Below are 16,445 nucleotides of genomic sequence, written 5' to 3' on the forward strand. Positions count from 1 at the left end.
AGGTTGCACATCGTTTTTTATAGTGTCATTCCTATGTACACATATGCCTATAGTAACTGCGATGATGATGTATCATATTATATTACCACTAAGACTACAGATAATGAACCAAGTAGCACCTTATCGGTAATACATAGCGGGGAAGGGAAGACGTTTACAGTTCCATTTATTGCGACAAATAGCTCATGCAAAAAAATAGATAATAGTGGGATCATTAAGATAACTGTATCTGCCGATAGGCCAAGACTGAGTGCTGTATATTATTTTGATGTTTCTGGGGATTTTAATTATATAGGTAGTGCATCTATCTCAACAAGCTCAGGCGAGGAGCGAGTAAGTGGTATTGGTGAAATAAATAAAGGCAATGAAATTTCTGCCGTTGATTTGGATGGAGTAGCAGGTGAGGACGCGGCCATCATAAGTAAAATCATCAGCACTTCTTATCGTCTCGTGAGTGATGATAAAATGTTAGATTTATATCATGACATGAGATACATTGAGATAAATGCATTGTCAGAACATACCGGAAACAAAATTTGTGGCAGTGATGAGAGAGTTTTCTATTACTGTAAGACAAAATCGGGGAAAAATCTTAACTTATGCTACTCTCCTTTCTCAGGAGATATAACATATAATTATGGCAAGCTAGGAAAGGAACTATCCCTTAATGATTTTTCATTGATGGGTGAAACATTTAGCTTTAAGAATAAAAACACGATGTACAATGTATCACCTGCTAAGGGCGAGATATCAGTAATTCAGAATGGCAAACAGTTATCTGTTATTTCATGTACATGAATAATTCCTTGTCTATAGATATTATCTTCCGACACCGGCTTAAGGCCGGTGTTTTTATATCCGGGATCACGTAGTTACGGCTCCCAGGTTCCTTCTCTTGGATCTGAGAATCGAGCTCGGTTGTTTTAGCAGCAAGGAATTCTGAAAAAATGAGTTTTGTTTGAGGCTCATTTAAGGCATAACATCACCAAACAGGGTGTAGGCTGCAGTGGCAGGTCCTGATGATAGGAAATGCTGATTTGATTAATTAATTGGCCTTGTACGGTTTTTTATAGGCTTCCTTTGCGTGCTCCATTTAGCAAAATCTCGACCCCAGTCTCTATAACGTCCAATATCAGCAGTAGGGTAATGATTCTGTGACAGCGCTTTTGTTTTGATAAATATGCCCAGGAGATGAGCCGAAATTTAAATGTTTTTAATTCAAGCTGAACAGATAATAACCCATAATGGGTATTCTTTAGTTGAGAATGATTTTCGATAAGCTATTGCTGTATATGGTTTTTTTATTTTTCATGATGAGTTTTATCGGCGGCTAATGTCCCGCGACTTGATTGAGATCAACATCGGGGCGGGGGAGGAGGCATAGCATTTCCGCAATTAAGCATTTGTCAAATAATGCACACTGACGGGAATAAGACGAATGGTCGCGGATAATTTTTTATCGGCTCATGGAATTAATCGCCGTGATTTTATGAAGTTGTGTGCCGGGATGGCCGCAACCCTGGGGTTAAGCCAGAATGCAGTGGCCAAGATGGCCACTGCGCTCACCAGCCCAGAGCGGCCTCCGGTGATCTGGATAGGGGCGCAGGAGTGTACCGGTTGTACCGAGTCACTGCTGCGTGCCACGCACCCCACCATCGAGAACCTCATCCTCAATACCATATCGCTGGAGTACCACGAAGTGCTCTCGGCGGCCTTTGGTCATCAGGCGGAAGAGAACAAGCACAACGCCATCGAACGCTATAAAGGCAAGTATGTGCTGGTGGTGGATGGCTCCATCCCGCTCAAGGATGGGGGCGTCTACTGCATGGTGGCCGGCGAGCCCATCGTCGATCATATTCGCCGCGCGGCGGCGGACGCCGCCGCCGTCATCGCCATCGGCTCCTGCTCCGCCTGGGGCGGGGTGCCTGCCAGCGGTGGCAACCCCACCGGTGCCGTCAGCCTGGAAGAGGCCCTCGGCAATATCGGTACGCCCATCATCAATATTCCGGGCTGCCCACCCAATCCCCATAACTTCCTGACCACGGTCGCCTACTACATCACCTACGGCAAGTTGCCGGCACTCGATGCCAAGAAGCGGCCGCTGTTCGCCTATGAGCGGCTCATTCACGAAAATTGCGAGCGTCGCCCGCACTTCGATGCCGGGCGTTTTGCCAAGGAGTTTGGCGACGAAGGCCACCGCCAGGGCTGGTGCCTCTATCACCTCGGCTGCAAGGGTCCCGAGACCTATGGCAACTGCTCCACCCTGGAGTTCTGCGATGTGGGTGGCGGTATCTGGCCGGTGGGCATCGGCCACCCCTGCTATGGCTGCAATGAGCAGGGGGTGGGGTTCAGCAAGGGGATCTTCCAGCTCGCCAAGGTGGAGAATCCCACCCCGCGGGTGGAGAAACCCGATGTGGCCATTCAGGAAGGGGGCTATATGTCACCGACGGCCACCGGCCTGATTGGCGGCGCCCTCGGGGTGCTGGTCGGGGTGAGCCTGATGACGGTGCGTGAACTCGGTCGCCAGCAGAAACGCCACGAAGCCGGACAGCAAGCGCCACGGGGGGAATGACCGTGAACAGACGCAACTTCCTCAAATTTGCCTCCGTGGGAGCCATGGCGGCAGGGGCGGCCATTCCCGGCACGGCCATGGCGGAAGCCAGAAACAAGCCTCCCATCCCCGGGTCGCTCGGCATGCTCTATGACTCCACCCTCTGCGTCGGCTGCCAGGCCTGCGTGGCGGAGTGCCAGCGCCTCAACGGGAATCCCGGCAACCCGGCAGGGGAGCAGACCTGGTCCAACAACGACAAGCTGACCCCCTATACCAACAACATCATCCAGGTGTGGCGAAGCGGCAGTGGCGAACACAAGGATCAGCTGGTGGATGGCTACGCCTACATCAAGAAGCAGTGCATGCACTGCGTGGATCCCAATTGTGTCTCCGTCTGCCCGGTACAGGCCCTGCGCAAGGATCCCAAAACCGGCATCGTTCACTACAACCCGGACGTCTGCACCGGTTGCCGCTACTGCATGGTGGGCTGCCCGTTTGATGTGCCGAAATACGAGTACGACAACCCCTTGGGCGCCATCCAGAAGTGCGAGCTGTGCAACCAGAAGGGGCTTGAGCGGATCGATCAGGGCAAGTTGCCCGGTTGTGTCGAGGTCTGCCCCACCGGCGCCGTCATCTTCGGTACCCGGGAGGATCTGATGGCCGAGGCCAAGCGGCGTCTGCTGGCGACCCCGGGCAGCGAATACGCCTACCCCCGTCAGACCCTCACTGCCAACGACCCTTATCTGCACGCCGTGCCGAGCTATCAGCCCTATGTGTACGGGGAGAAGGAGGGGGGTGGTACCCAGGTGCTGGTGCTGGCCGGGGTGCCTTACACCAAGCTCGACATGCCGGACTTGCCCGAGCTCTCCTCCGGTGCCCGCTCCGAGCATATCCAGCACACCCTCTACAAGGGAATGGTGTTGCCCATGGTGGTGTTGACCGGTCTCTCCGTACTGATCCGGCGCAATGCCAAACAGCATGACAAGGATCATGATGCGCAGCACCAGGATCAGGGAAAATCATCGGGAGGCAAGGATCATGAGTAACCACAAGGCCCATCCGCTGGGGGGCAAGCTGGTCAGCTGGCCCGTGCTGGTGCTGGCCCCCTTCGCCATTTTGTGCTGCATGCTGATCTTGAAGCGGCTCATCTTCGGGCTGGGCTCGGTCACCGACTTGAACGGCGGCTATCCCTGGGGGCTCTGGATCTCCTTTGACCTCTTGATTGGTACCGGTTTCGCCTGTGGCGGCTGGGCTCTTGCCTGGGCCGTCTACGTGTTCAACCGGGGGGAGTATCACCCCCTAGTGCGACCGGCGCTCTTGGCCAGCCTGTTCGGCTATTCGCTGGGCGGCCTCTCCATCACCATCGATGTGGGGCGCTACTGGAACCTGCCTTACTTCTATTTGCCGGGTCACTTCAACACCTCGTCGGTGCTGTTCGAGACGGCGGTCTGCATGACCATCTACATCGGGGTCATGGCGCTGGAGTTTGCCCCCGTGCTGCTGGAGAAATTCGGCTGGAAGGCCTCGCTTATCCGGCTCAACAAGATCATGTTCTTCGTACTGGCGCTCGGCGCCCTGTTGCCCACCATGCACCAGTCCTCCATGGGCTCCCTGATGATAGTGGCGGGGGAGAAGATCCATCCACTCTGGCAGAGCTACGAGCTGCTGCCGGTCTTCTCCTTGCTGACCGCCTTCATCATGGGCTTCTCCATCGTGGTGTTTGAAGGCTCCCTGGTGCAGGCGGGGCTGGCAGGACGCGGCCCCAACGAGAAACCGCTGTTCTACAAGCTGACCCAGGTGATCGACATCTTCCTGATCCTGTTCGTGGCCCTGCGCTTTGCCGAAATCGTCATCAACGACAAATCGGAATACCTCTCGGACTTCAACCGCTACTCCATCATGTTCTGGAGCGAGATCGCGCTGATGATCTTCCCGCTGCTGGTGTTCCACTGGGACAAGAGCCGCCGGGATTCCCGCATGTTGTTCCTGGGGGCCCTCAGCATGCTGCTGGGCGCCGCCCTCTGGCGACTGGACTACTCCCTGCTCGCCTTCAATCCGGGCAATGGCTATCACTACTTCCCCAGTACCGAAGAGGTGCTCATCTCCCTTGGCTTCGTGGCCATCGAGGTCTGTGCCTATCTGCTGCTGATCCGGCTGCTGCCGGTGTTGCCATCGCTTGAACGTGTTCACCAAGATTATCAGGCCCGAGGGAAAGCCAACGTATGAGCCAACGTATCACCATAGACCCCATCACCCGCATCGAGGGGCACCTGCGTATCGACTGTGAGATCGAAGGCGGCGTCGTCACCAAGGCCTGGTCGTCCGGCACCATGTGGCGCGGAATGGAGGATATCCTCAAGGGCAACGACCCGCGCGACGCCTGGATGATAGTGCAGCGCATCTGCGGGGTCTGCACCTCCATCCACGCCATCGCCTCGGTGCGGGCGGTGGAGAATGCCATCGGCGCCGAGGTGCCGGTCAACGCGCAGTACATCCGCAACCTCATCATCGCGGCCCACAACATCCACGATCACATCGTCCACTTCTACCAGCTCTCCGCGCTGGACTGGGTGGACATCACCTCGGCGCTGCAGGCCAGTCCGCAGAAGGCGGCGGATATCCTCAAGGGGGTATCGACCTGGTCCCTCAACAGCGTCGAGGAGCTGACCAAGGTGCAGGACAAGATCCGCGCCCTGGTGGCGAGCGGCCAGCTCGGCATCTTCGCGAACGGCTACTGGGGTCACAAGGAGATGAAGCTGAGCCCGGAGGTGAACCTCATCGCCGTGGCCCACTACCTGCAGGCGCTGGAATGCCAGCGCGATGCGAACCGCATCGTCGCCATCCTGGGGGGCAAGACGCCGCACATCCAGAATCTGGCGGTGGGCGGGGTAGCGAACCCCATCAACCTGGACGCGCCGAGCGTGCTGAACCTCGAGCGCCTGCTCTATGTGAAGAGCTTCATCGACCGGCTCGGCGAGTTCATCGAGCAGGTCTACAAGGTGGATGCCGCCATCATCGCCGCCCACTATCCCGAGTGGCTGGCGCTGGGGCAGGGGGCCAAGCACTACCTGAGCGTGCCGGAGCTCCCCACCGACGCCAAGGGCGGCAGTTTCCTGATGCCGGGGGGCTACATCGAGAACGGCGATCTCGCGAATTATCGCCCCATCGAGAGCCACCAGGACGCCTGGCTGATGGACGGCATCGCCGAGAGCAACAAGCACGCCTGGTACAAGGACGACGAGCCCCTCAAGCCCTGGGAGGGCAAGACCGAGCCGAACTACACCGGCTGGCAGGATGACGGCAAGTACTCCTGGGTCAAGTCCCCCACCTTCTACGGCAAGGTGGTCGAGGTGGGCCCGCTCGCGGATCTGCTGGTGAAGCTGGCGGCCAAGCACCCGGGCACGGTGGCGCATTTCGATCAGCTGGGTGGCCTCTATCAGGCGCTCACCGGTTCGGCCATCAAGACAGAGCAGCTGCACTCCACCCTGGGGCGCATCATCGGCCGGGCAGTGCGCTGCTGTGTGCTCAAAGACACCCTTTCCCATCAGTGGCAGGCGCTCATCGACAACATCGGCAAGGGGGATACCACCGCCTACATCAAGGCAGACATTCCGGCGGACAAGGAGTTTCGCGGGGTGGGCTTCGAGGAGGCGCCCCGGGGCATGCTCTCCCACTGGGTGGTCATCAAGGGCGGCAAGATCGAAAACTATCAGGCGGTGGTGCCGTCGACCTGGAACTCGGGTCCGCGCAACTTCAACGACGAGCCCGGCCCCTACGAACAGTCCCTGGTGGGGACCCCGGTGGCGGATCCCGCCAAGCCGCTGGAAGTGGTGCGCACCATCCACTCCTTCGATCCCTGCATGTCCTGCGCCGTTCACGTGGTGGATACCCGAAGCGGCGACGTGACCCAGGTGAAGGTGCTGTGATGAACACCCTGATCCTGGGGGTCGGCAACCTGCTGCTGAGCGACGAGGCGGTCGGCGTGCGCATCGTCGAGGCGCTGGGGCGGGAGTACCGCTTCGGCCCGGGCGTCGAGCTGCTGGACGGCGGTACCGCCGGCATGGAGCTGCTCGAAGCCATGGCGTGCCGCGACCACATCATAGTGGCGGATGCGGTACTGAGTGCAAATCCGCCCGGCACCGTCATCACCCTGCGTGACGAGGAGATCCCGGCGCTGTTCGGCCGCAAGATCTCCCCTCATCAGCTGGGATTGGCGGACGTGCTCTCGGCCCTGCAGCTGACCGGGGAGTCCCCCAGGCGACTGACCCTGATCGGCATAGAGCCAGAGTCGCTGGAGCCCCGTATCGGCCTCACCCCGGTGGTGGCCGCGGCGATGAGGGAGGCCAAGGAGCGGATCCTGACCTTGCTGGCCGAGCTTGGCTGCCCGGTCACTCCTCTCACCGACATGGAACGGGAGGCCGCATGGCGCAACCCCATTTGAGCGATAAGCAGCAATATGTGCTGTCAGATGGCAATCAGGCAGAGCAAGGGGTCTGCGGGATTGCAGAAAACCCCGCATCCATGCTGGTGGCGCAGTATAAGCGCATCGCCCGGGAAGAGATGCAGGGCTTGCCCTTCTATCACCAGACGATGCCGGTGTTGGCGCGCTGTGCGCTGCATGAGGAGCAGTGGCTCGGGGTGGTGCTCACCCCCTGGATGCTGAGCGTGGTGGTGCTGCCGGGGCCGGATCAGTGCTGGCCGGTGCGCCCGCTGAGCTCGCGCCTCGCCCTGCAACTGCCCTGCGGCAACCTTACCTTCATGGTGGGGGCGTTGCCCGAGACGGGGCAACTGCTCGCCTGCTCCCTGATGTCGCCGCTGGACTCGCACCTCGGTGCCGACGAAGGGGCGGCCCTGGTGGAGAGCGTGCAGAAGATGCTGCTCTCCCTGCCGGTGCAGCAGGGCAGGGCAGGGGCCGTGGATCTGGGCCGCAGGCGACTGCTGGGCGCCCGGCAAGGCTAGTCCGCCAACATCGTCATAGTCGCAATGGGGCCCCGCATGCCCCTTGTTTGGTTTAATCAGGTGGCGTTTCTTGCCCGGGGCAAGAGGCATAAAGAAATAAAATACATAGCAGGATCAACATGATGACTATTCGCCCCCTGGGCACAGCCCTGTGGCTGGCTCTCTTGCTGGGGAGCGGGGTGCAAAGCGCCGCCGCCCAGACCGTGCCCGCTGAGCTCAAGCTCGCCATCGGGGCCGAGCCCACCGAGGGCTTCGATCCCCTGCTCGGCTGGAGCCACGGCAGTTATCTGCTGCTGCACAGCCCCTTGCTCAAACAGAAGGCGGATCTTGGCTGGGACAATGTGCTGACCCAGTCGGTGGAGCCGAGCAAGGATGGCAAGGGCTGGCGCATCCGCTTGAAGCCGGATCTCAAATTTTCAAACGGCGCGCCACTTGCGGCCGAGGATGTCGCCTTCACCTACAACAGTGCAGCCCAGGGAGGCGGCAAGATAGACATGGGCAACTTCGTGAAGGCCGAGGTCGTCTCTCCCACCGAGGTGAGCATCCGCCTTAGCGCCCCCCAGAGCACCTTCGTCAACGTGCTGGGATCCCTCGGCATCGTCTCGAAGCGGGATTACGATCCCAAGGCGTATGCCCGCCACCCCGTCGGGGCGGGCCCTTACCGGCTGGTGAGCTATTTGCCGGGGCAGCAACTGGTGGTGGAGGCCAACCCCTATTACGCCGGTGGTCACAACGACTTCAAGCGGCTGGTGTTCGTCTTCATCGATGAGGAGAGCGCCTACGCGGCGGCCCAGAGCCGTCAGCTCGATCTGGTGCGCATTCCCCCGGCCCTGGCGCCCACCGTGCCCGCGGCCCTCAAGCTCTGGGTGCGCCCGAGCGTGGAGAACCGGGGCATCGTCTTCCCCGTGCAGGCGGCAGGGGGCAAGGACGCCCGGGGCAATCCCGTCGGCAACGACGTCACCTCGGATGTGGCCCTGCGCCGGGCCATCAACTATGCCATCGACCGCAAGCTGCTGGCGGATCAACTGCTCGAAGGGCACGCCATCCCCTCCTACAGCGCGGTGCAGGGGTTGCCCTGGTACAACCCCGCGGTTGCCTTCAAGGATGGGGACCCGGCCCATGCCAATGCCTTGCTGGATGCGGCGGGCTGGAGGATGGGCAACGACGGGGTGCGCCACAAGGGGGATCTGCGCGCCGCCTTCACCCTCTGGTATCCCGGTGGTGACAGCACCCGGCGGGATCTGGCGGAAGCGGTGCGCGCCATGCTCACCCCCATCGGCATCGACGTGAGCCTCAAATCCGGCAGCTGGGAGCAGGTGGAACGGGCCATGCACGCCAACCCGGTGATGATGGGCTGGGGGAGCCTGGATCCCATGGAGCTCTATCACCACTACCAGAGCGGCGCCGCCGGGGTGGAGTTCTACAACCCGGGTTACTACCGCAATGCCGCCGTTGATGCCCACCTCAAGCAGGCCCTGGATGCCCCCACCTGGCAGGCGGCGGTGCCGTTCTGGCAGCAGGTGGAGTGGGATGGCAAGACTGGAGCCGGGGTACAGGGGGATGCCGCCTGGGCCTGGCTTATCAACGTGCAGCACACCTATCTGGCTAACGGCTGCATCGATCTGGGCAAGAGCGCGCCGGAGATCCACGGTAGCTGGTCCCTGCTCAACAATCTGCAGGATTGGCGATGGACCTGCTCCTAGGCCACCCCCGGCGGATGATGATCCTGAGCCTGGGTAAGACCCTGCTGCGGCTGGCATGCTTGCTCACGCTGGTGTCGCTGGCCTGTTTCGTGCTGCTGAGCCACTCACCCATCGACCCCATCAAGGCCTACATCGGCAACGATCTGCTGCATGTGCCTCCCGAGCAGTACGCCCGCATCGCCGCCCGCTGGGGGCTGGATCAGCCCCTGTGGCTGCGCTACTGGCACTGGTTCGGCCAGGTGATCCGGGGGGATCTGGGCTACTCCATGCTCTACAACGCCCCCGTTACCGAGGTGATCGGTGCCCGTTTCGCCGCCTCCTTCGCCCTGCTGGCGGGGGCCTGGCTGCTCTCCGGCACCCTGGGGGTCCTGCTCGGCCTGTGTGCCGGGCGCTATCTCAACCGCTGGCCGGACAGGCTCATCTGCCGCCTGGCCTACCTGCTCGCCTCCCTGCCGACCTTCTGGGTCGGCCTCTTGCTGCTGGCCCTCTATGCGGTGCACTGGCCCTTGCTGCCGGTCTGCTGCGCCTGGACCCCCGGCCTGCCCGCCGACGAGGCGGATTGGCTGCTGCGGGCACGCCATCTGGTGCTGCCCATGACCACGCTCGCCCTGCTCGGGATGGGCAACATCGCCCTGCATACCCGGGAGCGGGTGGCCGAGGTACTGGAGAGCGATTTCATCCGTTACGCCCGTGCCCAGGGGGACGACGGCTGGCCCATGCTGCGTTTTCACGTGCTGCGCCACGCCCTGACCCCGGCGCTGTGCCTGCAATTTGCCTCCCTCGGGGAGCTGATCGGCGGGTCGCTCCTGGCGGAGAAGGTGTTCGCCTATCCGGGGCTCGGTCAGGCGACCGTGGATGCGGGGCTCAAGGGGGACATCCCCCTGCTGATGGGCATAGTGCTGTTCTGCACCCTGCTGGTGTTCATGGGCAACACCCTGGCCCGCTGGCTGCTGGCCCGGATGAACCGGGGCTGGGAGGGGCGTCATGCTGTTTAATCCGTTCCCTTCCTTGTTGCGTCTGCTGTTTGCGCTGCTGATCCTGGGTCTGCTCGCCGGCTATGGCTGGCACCTGGCGGGGCAGGAGGTGCCCATGAACTTGCTGGCCCGCCAGCAGGCACCCTCTGCCGCGCACTGGTTTGGTACCGATCAGATGGGGCGGGATCTCTGGCTGCGCGCCTTCCAGGGCACCCTCACCAGTCTGGAGCTCGGGATCAGCACGGCCCTGTGCAGCGGCCTGCTGGCCATGCTGGCCGCCAGCCTCTGTCTGCTGCACCCGAGGCTCGATGCGGCCGTGCGACTGGCGATCGATGCCATGCTGGCGCTGCCCCACATGCTGCTGCTGATCCTCATCTGCTTCACCCTGGGCGGCGGGCTGCGAGGGGTGATCCTGGCGGTGGCCCTGACCCATTGGCCCAAGCTCGCCCTGATCCTGCGGGCCGAGGCCAGACGCATCGCCTGCAGTGATTACGTGGTGTTGGCCCGTTGTCAGGGGATGGGGCCGCTTCGGCGCTGGTGCACCCACCTGCTGCCCGGGCTCCTGCCCCAGTGGTTCATCGGGACGCTGTTGATGTTCCCCCACGCGGTGCTGCACAGCGCCGCCTTGAGCTTCCTGGGATTTGGCCTCGCGGCCCACGAGGCGTCTCTCGGCCTCCTGCTGGCGGATGCCCTGCGCTACCTGACCAGCGGTGGCTGGTGGTTGGCGCTCTTCCCAGGGCTGATGCTCTTGGTGCTGGTACTGCTGTTCGATCAGGCCACCCGCGCCCTGCAGGCACTGTGGTTCGGGGGCGAGGGAGTAGGAGTGAGCCGGCGATGCTGAGTTTCGAGCGCGTAACCATAGAGGCGGCCCACTACAACTGGCTGGGCCGCCGTCAGTGGCGGCCTTTGCTGCGGGAGATAGACCTCACCCTGGCCCCCGGCGAAATCCTCGCCCTGGTGGGGGGGAGCGGCGAGGGCAAGAGCCTGCTGTTGCAAAGCGCCCTCGGCCTGCTGCCGGACAACCTGCGAAGGAGCGGGCGCATCGCCCTGGATGGTGAGCCCCTGTGCGAGGCCGGGCTAGCCCGCCTGCGCGGCCACACCCTCTGCCATGTGCCCCAGGGAGTGAGTGCCCTCAACCCCTTGCTGACGGTGGAGCGCCAGCTCGGCCGCGCCGCCCGGCTCGCGGGCCAGAGCGGCGCCCGCGAGCGGCTCGGCCAGCAGCTTTCACGCTACCGGCTGCCCGCCGTCGTGCTGGACAACTACCCCCGCGAGCTCTCGGGTGGCATGGCCAAGCGCATCCTGGCCTGCACCGCGGCCCTCGGCGGCGCTCGCTTCATTCTGGCGGACGAGATCACCGCCTGGCTGGACGAGGGGCTGGCCTGTGCGCTGCTTGGCCAGCTCCGTGAGCTCGCCGAGCAGGGCACCGGTATCCTCTGGATCACCCATGATCTGGCGATGGCGGCGCGCTTTGCCGATCGCATCGTCCTGCTCCATCAAGGGCGGGTGAGCGACACCCTGAGTTGCCAGCAGCTCAGGGCCGGGCAGGGCAGCGCGACCTTGCGGGCTCACTGGCAGGCGCTGCCGGAGTTCCATTCCTTGTTCCCGACCCGGCCGGAGGCGTGCTGATGTTCGAGGTAGAGGATCTGGCCATTGAGCAAGGGGGGCGCACCCTCTGGCAGGGGTTGACGTTGAGGATCAAGGCCGGTGAGCGGCTCGGCCTCTCCGCACCGAGCGGCTTTGGCAAGACAACTCTGGGGCGGGTGCTGGCGGGCTGGCAACCCCTGGCAGACCCTGGCCGGGTTCGGCTGGACGGGGAGCCGCTCCCTGCACGGGGGTACAACCCGGTGCAACTGGTGCCCCAGCACCCGGAGCTCTGCTTCAACCCGCGCCGCAGCACCGGCCAGTCCCTCTGGGATGTGTGGCAACAGGACGAAGCCATGCTGGCGCGTTTTCTGGTGAACCCCGAGTGGCTATCCAGAAAGCCGGGTCAGCTCTCCGGCGGCGAACTGGCGCGCATCGCCCTGTTGCGGGCCCTGGATCCCCGCACCCGGCTGCTTGTCGCCGACGAGGTAACCGCCCAGCTCGATCCCCGCATCCAGCGCCAGCTCTGGCAGGAGCTGATCCGGGAGTGCGAGACTCGCGGGCTCGGCATCCTGGTATTCAGCCACCAGCAGGCACTGCTGCAACAGGTGTGTCATCGCGTGATCTACCCCGGCGAGGGACGAGATGAGGCGTTCAACATGCTGTCAGATGATGCTGCCTGAGCATCTTGTACTGTCACGAATAAAAAGAGGGAGGCATCGGCCTCCCTCCTTTTATCCGGTTATCCGCCGCAAGGGCCATGCCATCATCGCAGGCCCGCCCGGCGGGGACTCAGGCGCTGGCCAGCCAGCCTAGCCAGGCGTCCATCCCTTCCCCTGTGGTGGCGCTCAGCTGGATCACCTGGATATAGGGGTTCACCCGTTTGGCGTTCTCGATGCAGCGCGCGAGATCGAAGCTGACATAGGGCAGCAGGTCGGTCTTGTTGATGATCATCAGCTGGGCGGCGGCGAACATGTCCGGGTATTTCAGGGGCTTCTCTTCCCCCTCGGTAACCGAGAGGATGGCGACCTTGTACTTCTCGCCGAGATCGAAGCTGGCGGGGCAGACCAGGTTGCCCACGTTCTCGATAAAGAGGATGCCCCCTTCGCTCACGGGCAGCTGGTGGCAGGCGTCGTGCACCATCCTGGCGTCCAGGTGGCAGCCCTTGCCGGTGTTGATCTGCACGGCGGGTACCCCGGTGGCACGGATGCGATCCGCATCGCTGCTTGTCTGCTGATCCCCCTCGATGACGGCGCAGTGACGTTTGCCAGAAAGCAGGCTCAGGGTCTCGCACAGCAGGGTGGTCTTGCCCGAGCCCGGGCTCGACACCAGGTTCAGTACCAACTGGTTGGCGGCTTCGAAATGTTCCCGGTTGTGGGCGGCAAGGGCATTGTTCTTGGCCAGCACATCCATCTCGATGGCGATCAGCTGGCGCTGACCCATGCCCGGCACCGACAGCCCCGCTTCCCCGCGGCCGTAGTGCAGATCACCCTGCTCATGCTCATGCTCATGCTCATGCTCATGCTCATGCTCATGCTCATGGGAGTGAGCGTGCTCATCTGCGTGGTGGTGGTCGTGATCATGATGCCCGTGGTGATGGTCATGAGCCGACCCGCTGCCGGATGGCCGGGGGGCGGCGAACTCGGCACGGACGCCGTGGTAGTGGTGGTGCACGTCCCCCTGATGGTGATAGTGGTGATGGATGATCAGGGTGCGGGCTTCCTGCTGACCATGTCCCTCGTCATGCGCGCGCCCCGGGTGGCCGTGGTGGTGTTCATGATGATGGTCGTGCCCATGGTGATGGGGGTGGGCATGATGATGGACGTGGGGGTGAGCATGATGATGTTCGTGATCCTGTTCATGCTCGTGATGATGACTGTCTGGCTCCTGGCCGGCAATGCGCGCCTGGCCGCATCCGCATACGCTGCACATATCAACTTACCTCGATGTCGGTGATGCGCAGGCTGTCTCCCTGCGCGACTCGTAATTTGTAGCCGCCGCAATGGGGGCAGGGTTGGCCACGCTCGGTGAGCACGACCGTCTGACTGCAGTCATAGCACCAGCCCTCGGCGGCCTGGTGTTGAAAATGAAGGCGGGCGCCCTCGACGGGGGTGCCCTTGGCGGCGGCCTCGAAACAGAAGGCGATGGTGTCCGGGTCGACGCAGGAGAAGCTGCCGACCTCGAGCCAGAGGGCGGTGACCTTGCTAAAGCCCCGCTGGGTGGCCTGCTCGGCCGCCAGATCGATGGCCGCCATGGCCAGAGACATCTCGTGCATGTTCAGCACTCCTTATGGTGATGGGCCATGGCTCAGCAGATCCGGGGGAGCAGTTCCCCCTGTGGCAGCTCCAGATAGCGGCGACTGCCCCAGGGGTTGTTCAGGATCACCTTGTGCTGGGCGCTCTCCCTGACCTGGCCTATCTGGCTGGCGGAAGGGTTGAATGTTCGCAGCAGCGCCAGGGCCGCATCGGCCTGCGCCGCGGGCAGGGCCAGCACCATGGTGCCCTCGTTGGCGAGATCATGGGGCTCGAAGCCGTAGAGTTCGCACAGGCCGCGCACCGGGTCGCACACCGGGATGGCGGACTCCTCCAGCTCGATGGCAACGCCGGATGCGCTGCTCCATTCGTTGAGCACGGCGGCCAGGCCCCCTCGGGTGGCATCGCGCAGGGCGTGGGGGCGAATATCTGCCGCAAGCAGGGCCTCCACCTGGGGCCAGAGGGTGGTGCAGTCGCTCTGAAGTGAGGAGCCAAGCTGCAGGGCATCGCGGGCCATCAGGATGCAGGCGCCGTGACTGCCGATATCCCGCGACACCAGGATGGCATCCCCGGCCTGGATATTTCGCACCGAGATACCCCGGCTCTGCTCGGGGCAGGGGAAGCTGCCGACCCCGCTGGTGTTGATGAAGATCTTGTCGGCTGCACCTTTTGGCACCACCTTGGTGTCGCCGCAGACGATGCGGGCGCCGCTCTTGGTGAGCTCCAACGCCATGGACTCGACGATGCGAGCGAGATCGGCGTAGGGGAAGCCCTCCTCGATGATGAAGCTGGCGCTCAGGTATTCAGGTTTGGCCCCCATCATGGCGAGATCGTTCACCGTGCCGGCGATGGCCAGCTTGCCGATGTCGCCACCGGCGAAAAAGAGCGGGGAGACGGTGAAGCTGTCGGTGGTGAAGGCGACGGGGCCGCTGACCGGCAGCAGGGCGGCGTCTTCGCCGCGCAGCAGGATCTCGTTGCCGAAATGGCGGAAGAACAGCTGGTTGATCAGCTGGTTCATCTCCACGCCGCCGCCGCCGTGGCTAAGTTGAATTTCTCTCATGCTGATTGGATCCCCATATAGCGGTAGTAGGCGTTGCAGGCCCCCTCCGAGCTCACCATGCAGCTGCCCATGGGCTGGGTCGGGGTGCAGCCCCGGCCAAAGACCTTGCACTGGTGCGGCTTGGCGAGCCCGCGCAGGATGTCGGCGCACTGGCACGCCTTGTGATCGTCGATGGGAGTCTGGTTGAGGGAGAAATGACGCTCCGCATCCCGCGCGGCGAAGGCGTCCCGCAGGCGCAGGGCGGAGGCGTTGATGTCCCCGAGCCCGCGCCAGCGAAAGTGCTCCCGGGTCTCGAAATAGTGTTCGACCAGGCGCTGGGCGGCGCGGTTGCCGTGGGCGGTGACGGCGCGGCTGTATTGCACCTCGAGGGCGCAGCGCCCCTCCACCTTCTGGCGCACCATCATCAAGATCGCCTCCATCACGTCCACCGGCTCGAAGCCGCTCACCACCACGGGTACCTGGTAGCGCTCGACGATCGGCAGATAGATGTCGGCGCCGGTGATGACGCTGACGTGGGAGGGGCCGATGAAGGCGTTGACCTTGGCGACCCCGTCGGCCATGACGGCGTGAATGGCGGGGGGTACCAGCACATGGTTGATATGAAACAGCAGGTTGGTCACCCCGGCTGTCTCGGCGGCTGCCAGCAGCGCCGCCGTCATGGGGGTGGAGGTCTCGAAGCCGATGGCGAAGAACACCACGGTGTTGTCCGGGTTCTCCTTCGCGATCCTCAGGGCATCGAGGGGGTCATAGACGGGGCGGATATCGCTGCCTTTGGCCCGCTGCTGGGCCAAGGAGCCCTTGGAGCCCGGCACTCTTATCATGTCGCCGAGCGTCACCAGGATGACGCCCGGCTGGGCGGCCAGCTCCATGGCCTGATCGATGCGTTCTTTCGGCATCACGCAGACCGGGCAGCCGGGGCCGTGGACGAATTCGATGCACTCGGGCAGCAGCTGGGGCAGGCCGTACTTCATGATGGTGTGGGTGTGGCCGCCGCAGACCTCCATCACCCTCAGGGGTTCGGGCAAATCCTTTGCAAGCTCGGTGATCTGGGCCGCGAGGGCGCGGATCACCTGGGGCTCACGAAAACCCTGGAACAGATCGTTCAGGCTCAGCATGGCAGTATGTCCTGCTTTGGCATCAGGGCCACCATCTGGCGGAAGCTCTCGAGGCTCGCCTGGGCTTCGTCTTCGTCAATCTTGCTCATCACGAAACCGATGTGGAGCAGCACATAGTCCCCGAGCGCCAGCGGCTCCTCGAGCAGCATGCAGCTGACCCGCCGCTGCACCCCCAGGGTGTCGACGGTGACGCAGTTATCTTCGGGGTGCAGTTGCACCACCTGGGAGGGAATGGAAAGGCACATATCAG

At 62.5% G+C, this 16,445-nt stretch carries 17 protein-coding genes; 12 read left to right on the forward strand and 5 right to left on the reverse strand.

Annotated elements, in window-relative coordinates; translation table 11 throughout:
• Nucleotides 1-33: 33 nt before the first annotated feature.
• The 12 genes from ACW5W7_RS02595 (at nucleotide 34) to ACW5W7_RS02650 (ending at nucleotide 12,451) form a co-directional block, all read left to right on the forward strand.
• Nucleotides 34-798, forward strand: a complete 765-nt coding sequence (locus tag ACW5W7_RS02595; RefSeq protein WP_456500666.1) for a hypothetical protein — start codon at nucleotides 34-36, stop codon at nucleotides 796-798.
• A 640-nt stretch (nucleotides 799-1,438) separates the two neighbouring features.
• Nucleotides 1,439-2,572 (forward strand): hydrogenase 2 small subunit, encoded by a 1,134-nt coding sequence (gene hybO / locus ACW5W7_RS02600; RefSeq protein ID WP_456500667.1) that lies wholly within the window; start codon nucleotides 1,439-1,441, stop codon nucleotides 2,570-2,572.
• Nucleotides 2,569-3,597: a hydrogenase 2 operon protein HybA gene (gene hybA / locus ACW5W7_RS02605; RefSeq protein WP_456500668.1), complete on the forward strand. Its 1,029-nt coding sequence runs from the start codon at nucleotides 2,569-2,571 to the stop codon at nucleotides 3,595-3,597. The genes hybO and hybA overlap by 4 nt, the downstream gene beginning before the upstream one ends.
• On the forward strand, nucleotides 3,590-4,777 hold the full coding sequence (hybB, locus tag ACW5W7_RS02610; protein ID WP_456500669.1) for a Ni/Fe-hydrogenase cytochrome b subunit: 1,188 nt from the start codon (nucleotides 3,590-3,592) through the stop codon (nucleotides 4,775-4,777). The genes hybA and hybB overlap by 8 nt, the downstream gene beginning before the upstream one ends.
• Complete coding sequence (gene hybC, locus ACW5W7_RS02615) at nucleotides 4,774-6,477, forward strand: hydrogenase 2 large subunit (RefSeq protein WP_456500670.1); 1,704 nt, start codon at nucleotides 4,774-4,776, stop codon at nucleotides 6,475-6,477. Before hybB ends, hybC begins: the two co-directional genes overlap by 4 nt.
• On the forward strand, nucleotides 6,477-6,992 hold the full coding sequence (locus ACW5W7_RS02620) for a HyaD/HybD family hydrogenase maturation endopeptidase (RefSeq protein WP_456500671.1): 516 nt from the start codon (nucleotides 6,477-6,479) through the stop codon (nucleotides 6,990-6,992). Before hybC ends, ACW5W7_RS02620 begins: the two co-directional genes overlap by 1 nt.
• Nucleotides 6,974-7,510, forward strand: coding sequence for a hydrogenase-2 assembly chaperone (hybE, locus tag ACW5W7_RS02625; protein WP_456500672.1), 537 nt, complete (start codon nucleotides 6,974-6,976; stop codon nucleotides 7,508-7,510). The genes ACW5W7_RS02620 and hybE overlap by 19 nt, the downstream gene beginning before the upstream one ends.
• Nucleotides 7,511-7,629: 119 nt before the next feature.
• Nucleotides 7,630-9,213: an ABC transporter substrate-binding protein gene (locus tag ACW5W7_RS02630; protein ID WP_456500673.1), complete on the forward strand. Its 1,584-nt coding sequence runs from the start codon at nucleotides 7,630-7,632 to the stop codon at nucleotides 9,211-9,213.
• Complete coding sequence (locus ACW5W7_RS02635) at nucleotides 9,198-10,208, forward strand: ABC transporter permease (RefSeq protein WP_456500674.1); 1,011 nt, start codon at nucleotides 9,198-9,200, stop codon at nucleotides 10,206-10,208. Before ACW5W7_RS02630 ends, ACW5W7_RS02635 begins: the two co-directional genes overlap by 16 nt.
• On the forward strand, nucleotides 10,198-11,028 hold the full coding sequence (locus ACW5W7_RS02640) for an ABC transporter permease (RefSeq protein WP_456500675.1): 831 nt from the start codon (nucleotides 10,198-10,200) through the stop codon (nucleotides 11,026-11,028). Before ACW5W7_RS02635 ends, ACW5W7_RS02640 begins: the two co-directional genes overlap by 11 nt.
• Nucleotides 11,022-11,813: an ATP-binding cassette domain-containing protein gene (locus ACW5W7_RS02645; protein WP_456500676.1), complete on the forward strand. Its 792-nt coding sequence runs from the start codon at nucleotides 11,022-11,024 to the stop codon at nucleotides 11,811-11,813. Before ACW5W7_RS02640 ends, ACW5W7_RS02645 begins: the two co-directional genes overlap by 7 nt.
• Nucleotides 11,813-12,451 (forward strand): ATP-binding cassette domain-containing protein, encoded by a 639-nt coding sequence (locus ACW5W7_RS02650; protein ID WP_456500677.1) that lies wholly within the window; start codon nucleotides 11,813-11,815, stop codon nucleotides 12,449-12,451. The genes ACW5W7_RS02645 and ACW5W7_RS02650 overlap by 1 nt, the downstream gene beginning before the upstream one ends.
• 109 nt (nucleotides 12,452-12,560) lie before the next feature.
• Here ACW5W7_RS02650 and hypB read toward each other — a convergent pair whose 3' ends face one another.
• Genes hypB through ACW5W7_RS02675 form a run of 5 tightly spaced genes read right to left on the reverse strand, consistent with a single transcriptional unit; the run spans nucleotide 12,561 to nucleotide 16,440 of the window.
• Complete coding sequence (gene hypB / locus ACW5W7_RS02655) at nucleotides 12,561-13,700, reverse strand: hydrogenase nickel incorporation protein HypB (RefSeq protein WP_456500678.1); 1,140 nt, start codon at nucleotides 13,698-13,700, stop codon at nucleotides 12,561-12,563.
• 1 nt (nucleotide 13,701) lies between these two features.
• The gene (gene hypA, locus ACW5W7_RS02660; protein ID WP_456500679.1) at nucleotides 13,702-14,043 is read right to left on the reverse strand and encodes a hydrogenase maturation nickel metallochaperone HypA; all 342 of its coding nucleotides are present in this window, start codon (nucleotides 14,041-14,043) and stop codon (nucleotides 13,702-13,704) included.
• A 32-nt stretch (nucleotides 14,044-14,075) separates the two neighbouring features.
• On the reverse strand, nucleotides 14,076-15,080 hold the full coding sequence (hypE, locus tag ACW5W7_RS02665) for a hydrogenase expression/formation protein HypE (protein ID WP_456500680.1): 1,005 nt from the start codon (nucleotides 15,078-15,080) through the stop codon (nucleotides 14,076-14,078).
• Nucleotides 15,077-16,195: a hydrogenase formation protein HypD gene (hypD, locus tag ACW5W7_RS02670; protein WP_456500681.1), complete on the reverse strand. Its 1,119-nt coding sequence runs from the start codon at nucleotides 16,193-16,195 to the stop codon at nucleotides 15,077-15,079. The genes hypE and hypD overlap by 4 nt, the downstream gene beginning before the upstream one ends.
• Nucleotides 16,189-16,440, reverse strand: coding sequence for a HypC/HybG/HupF family hydrogenase formation chaperone (locus tag ACW5W7_RS02675; protein WP_434667448.1), 252 nt, complete (start codon nucleotides 16,438-16,440; stop codon nucleotides 16,189-16,191). The genes hypD and ACW5W7_RS02675 overlap by 7 nt, the downstream gene beginning before the upstream one ends.
• Nucleotides 16,441-16,445 lie beyond the last annotated feature (5 nt).

The sequence above is a fragment of the Aeromonas intestinalis genome (genome assembly GCF_054052485.1).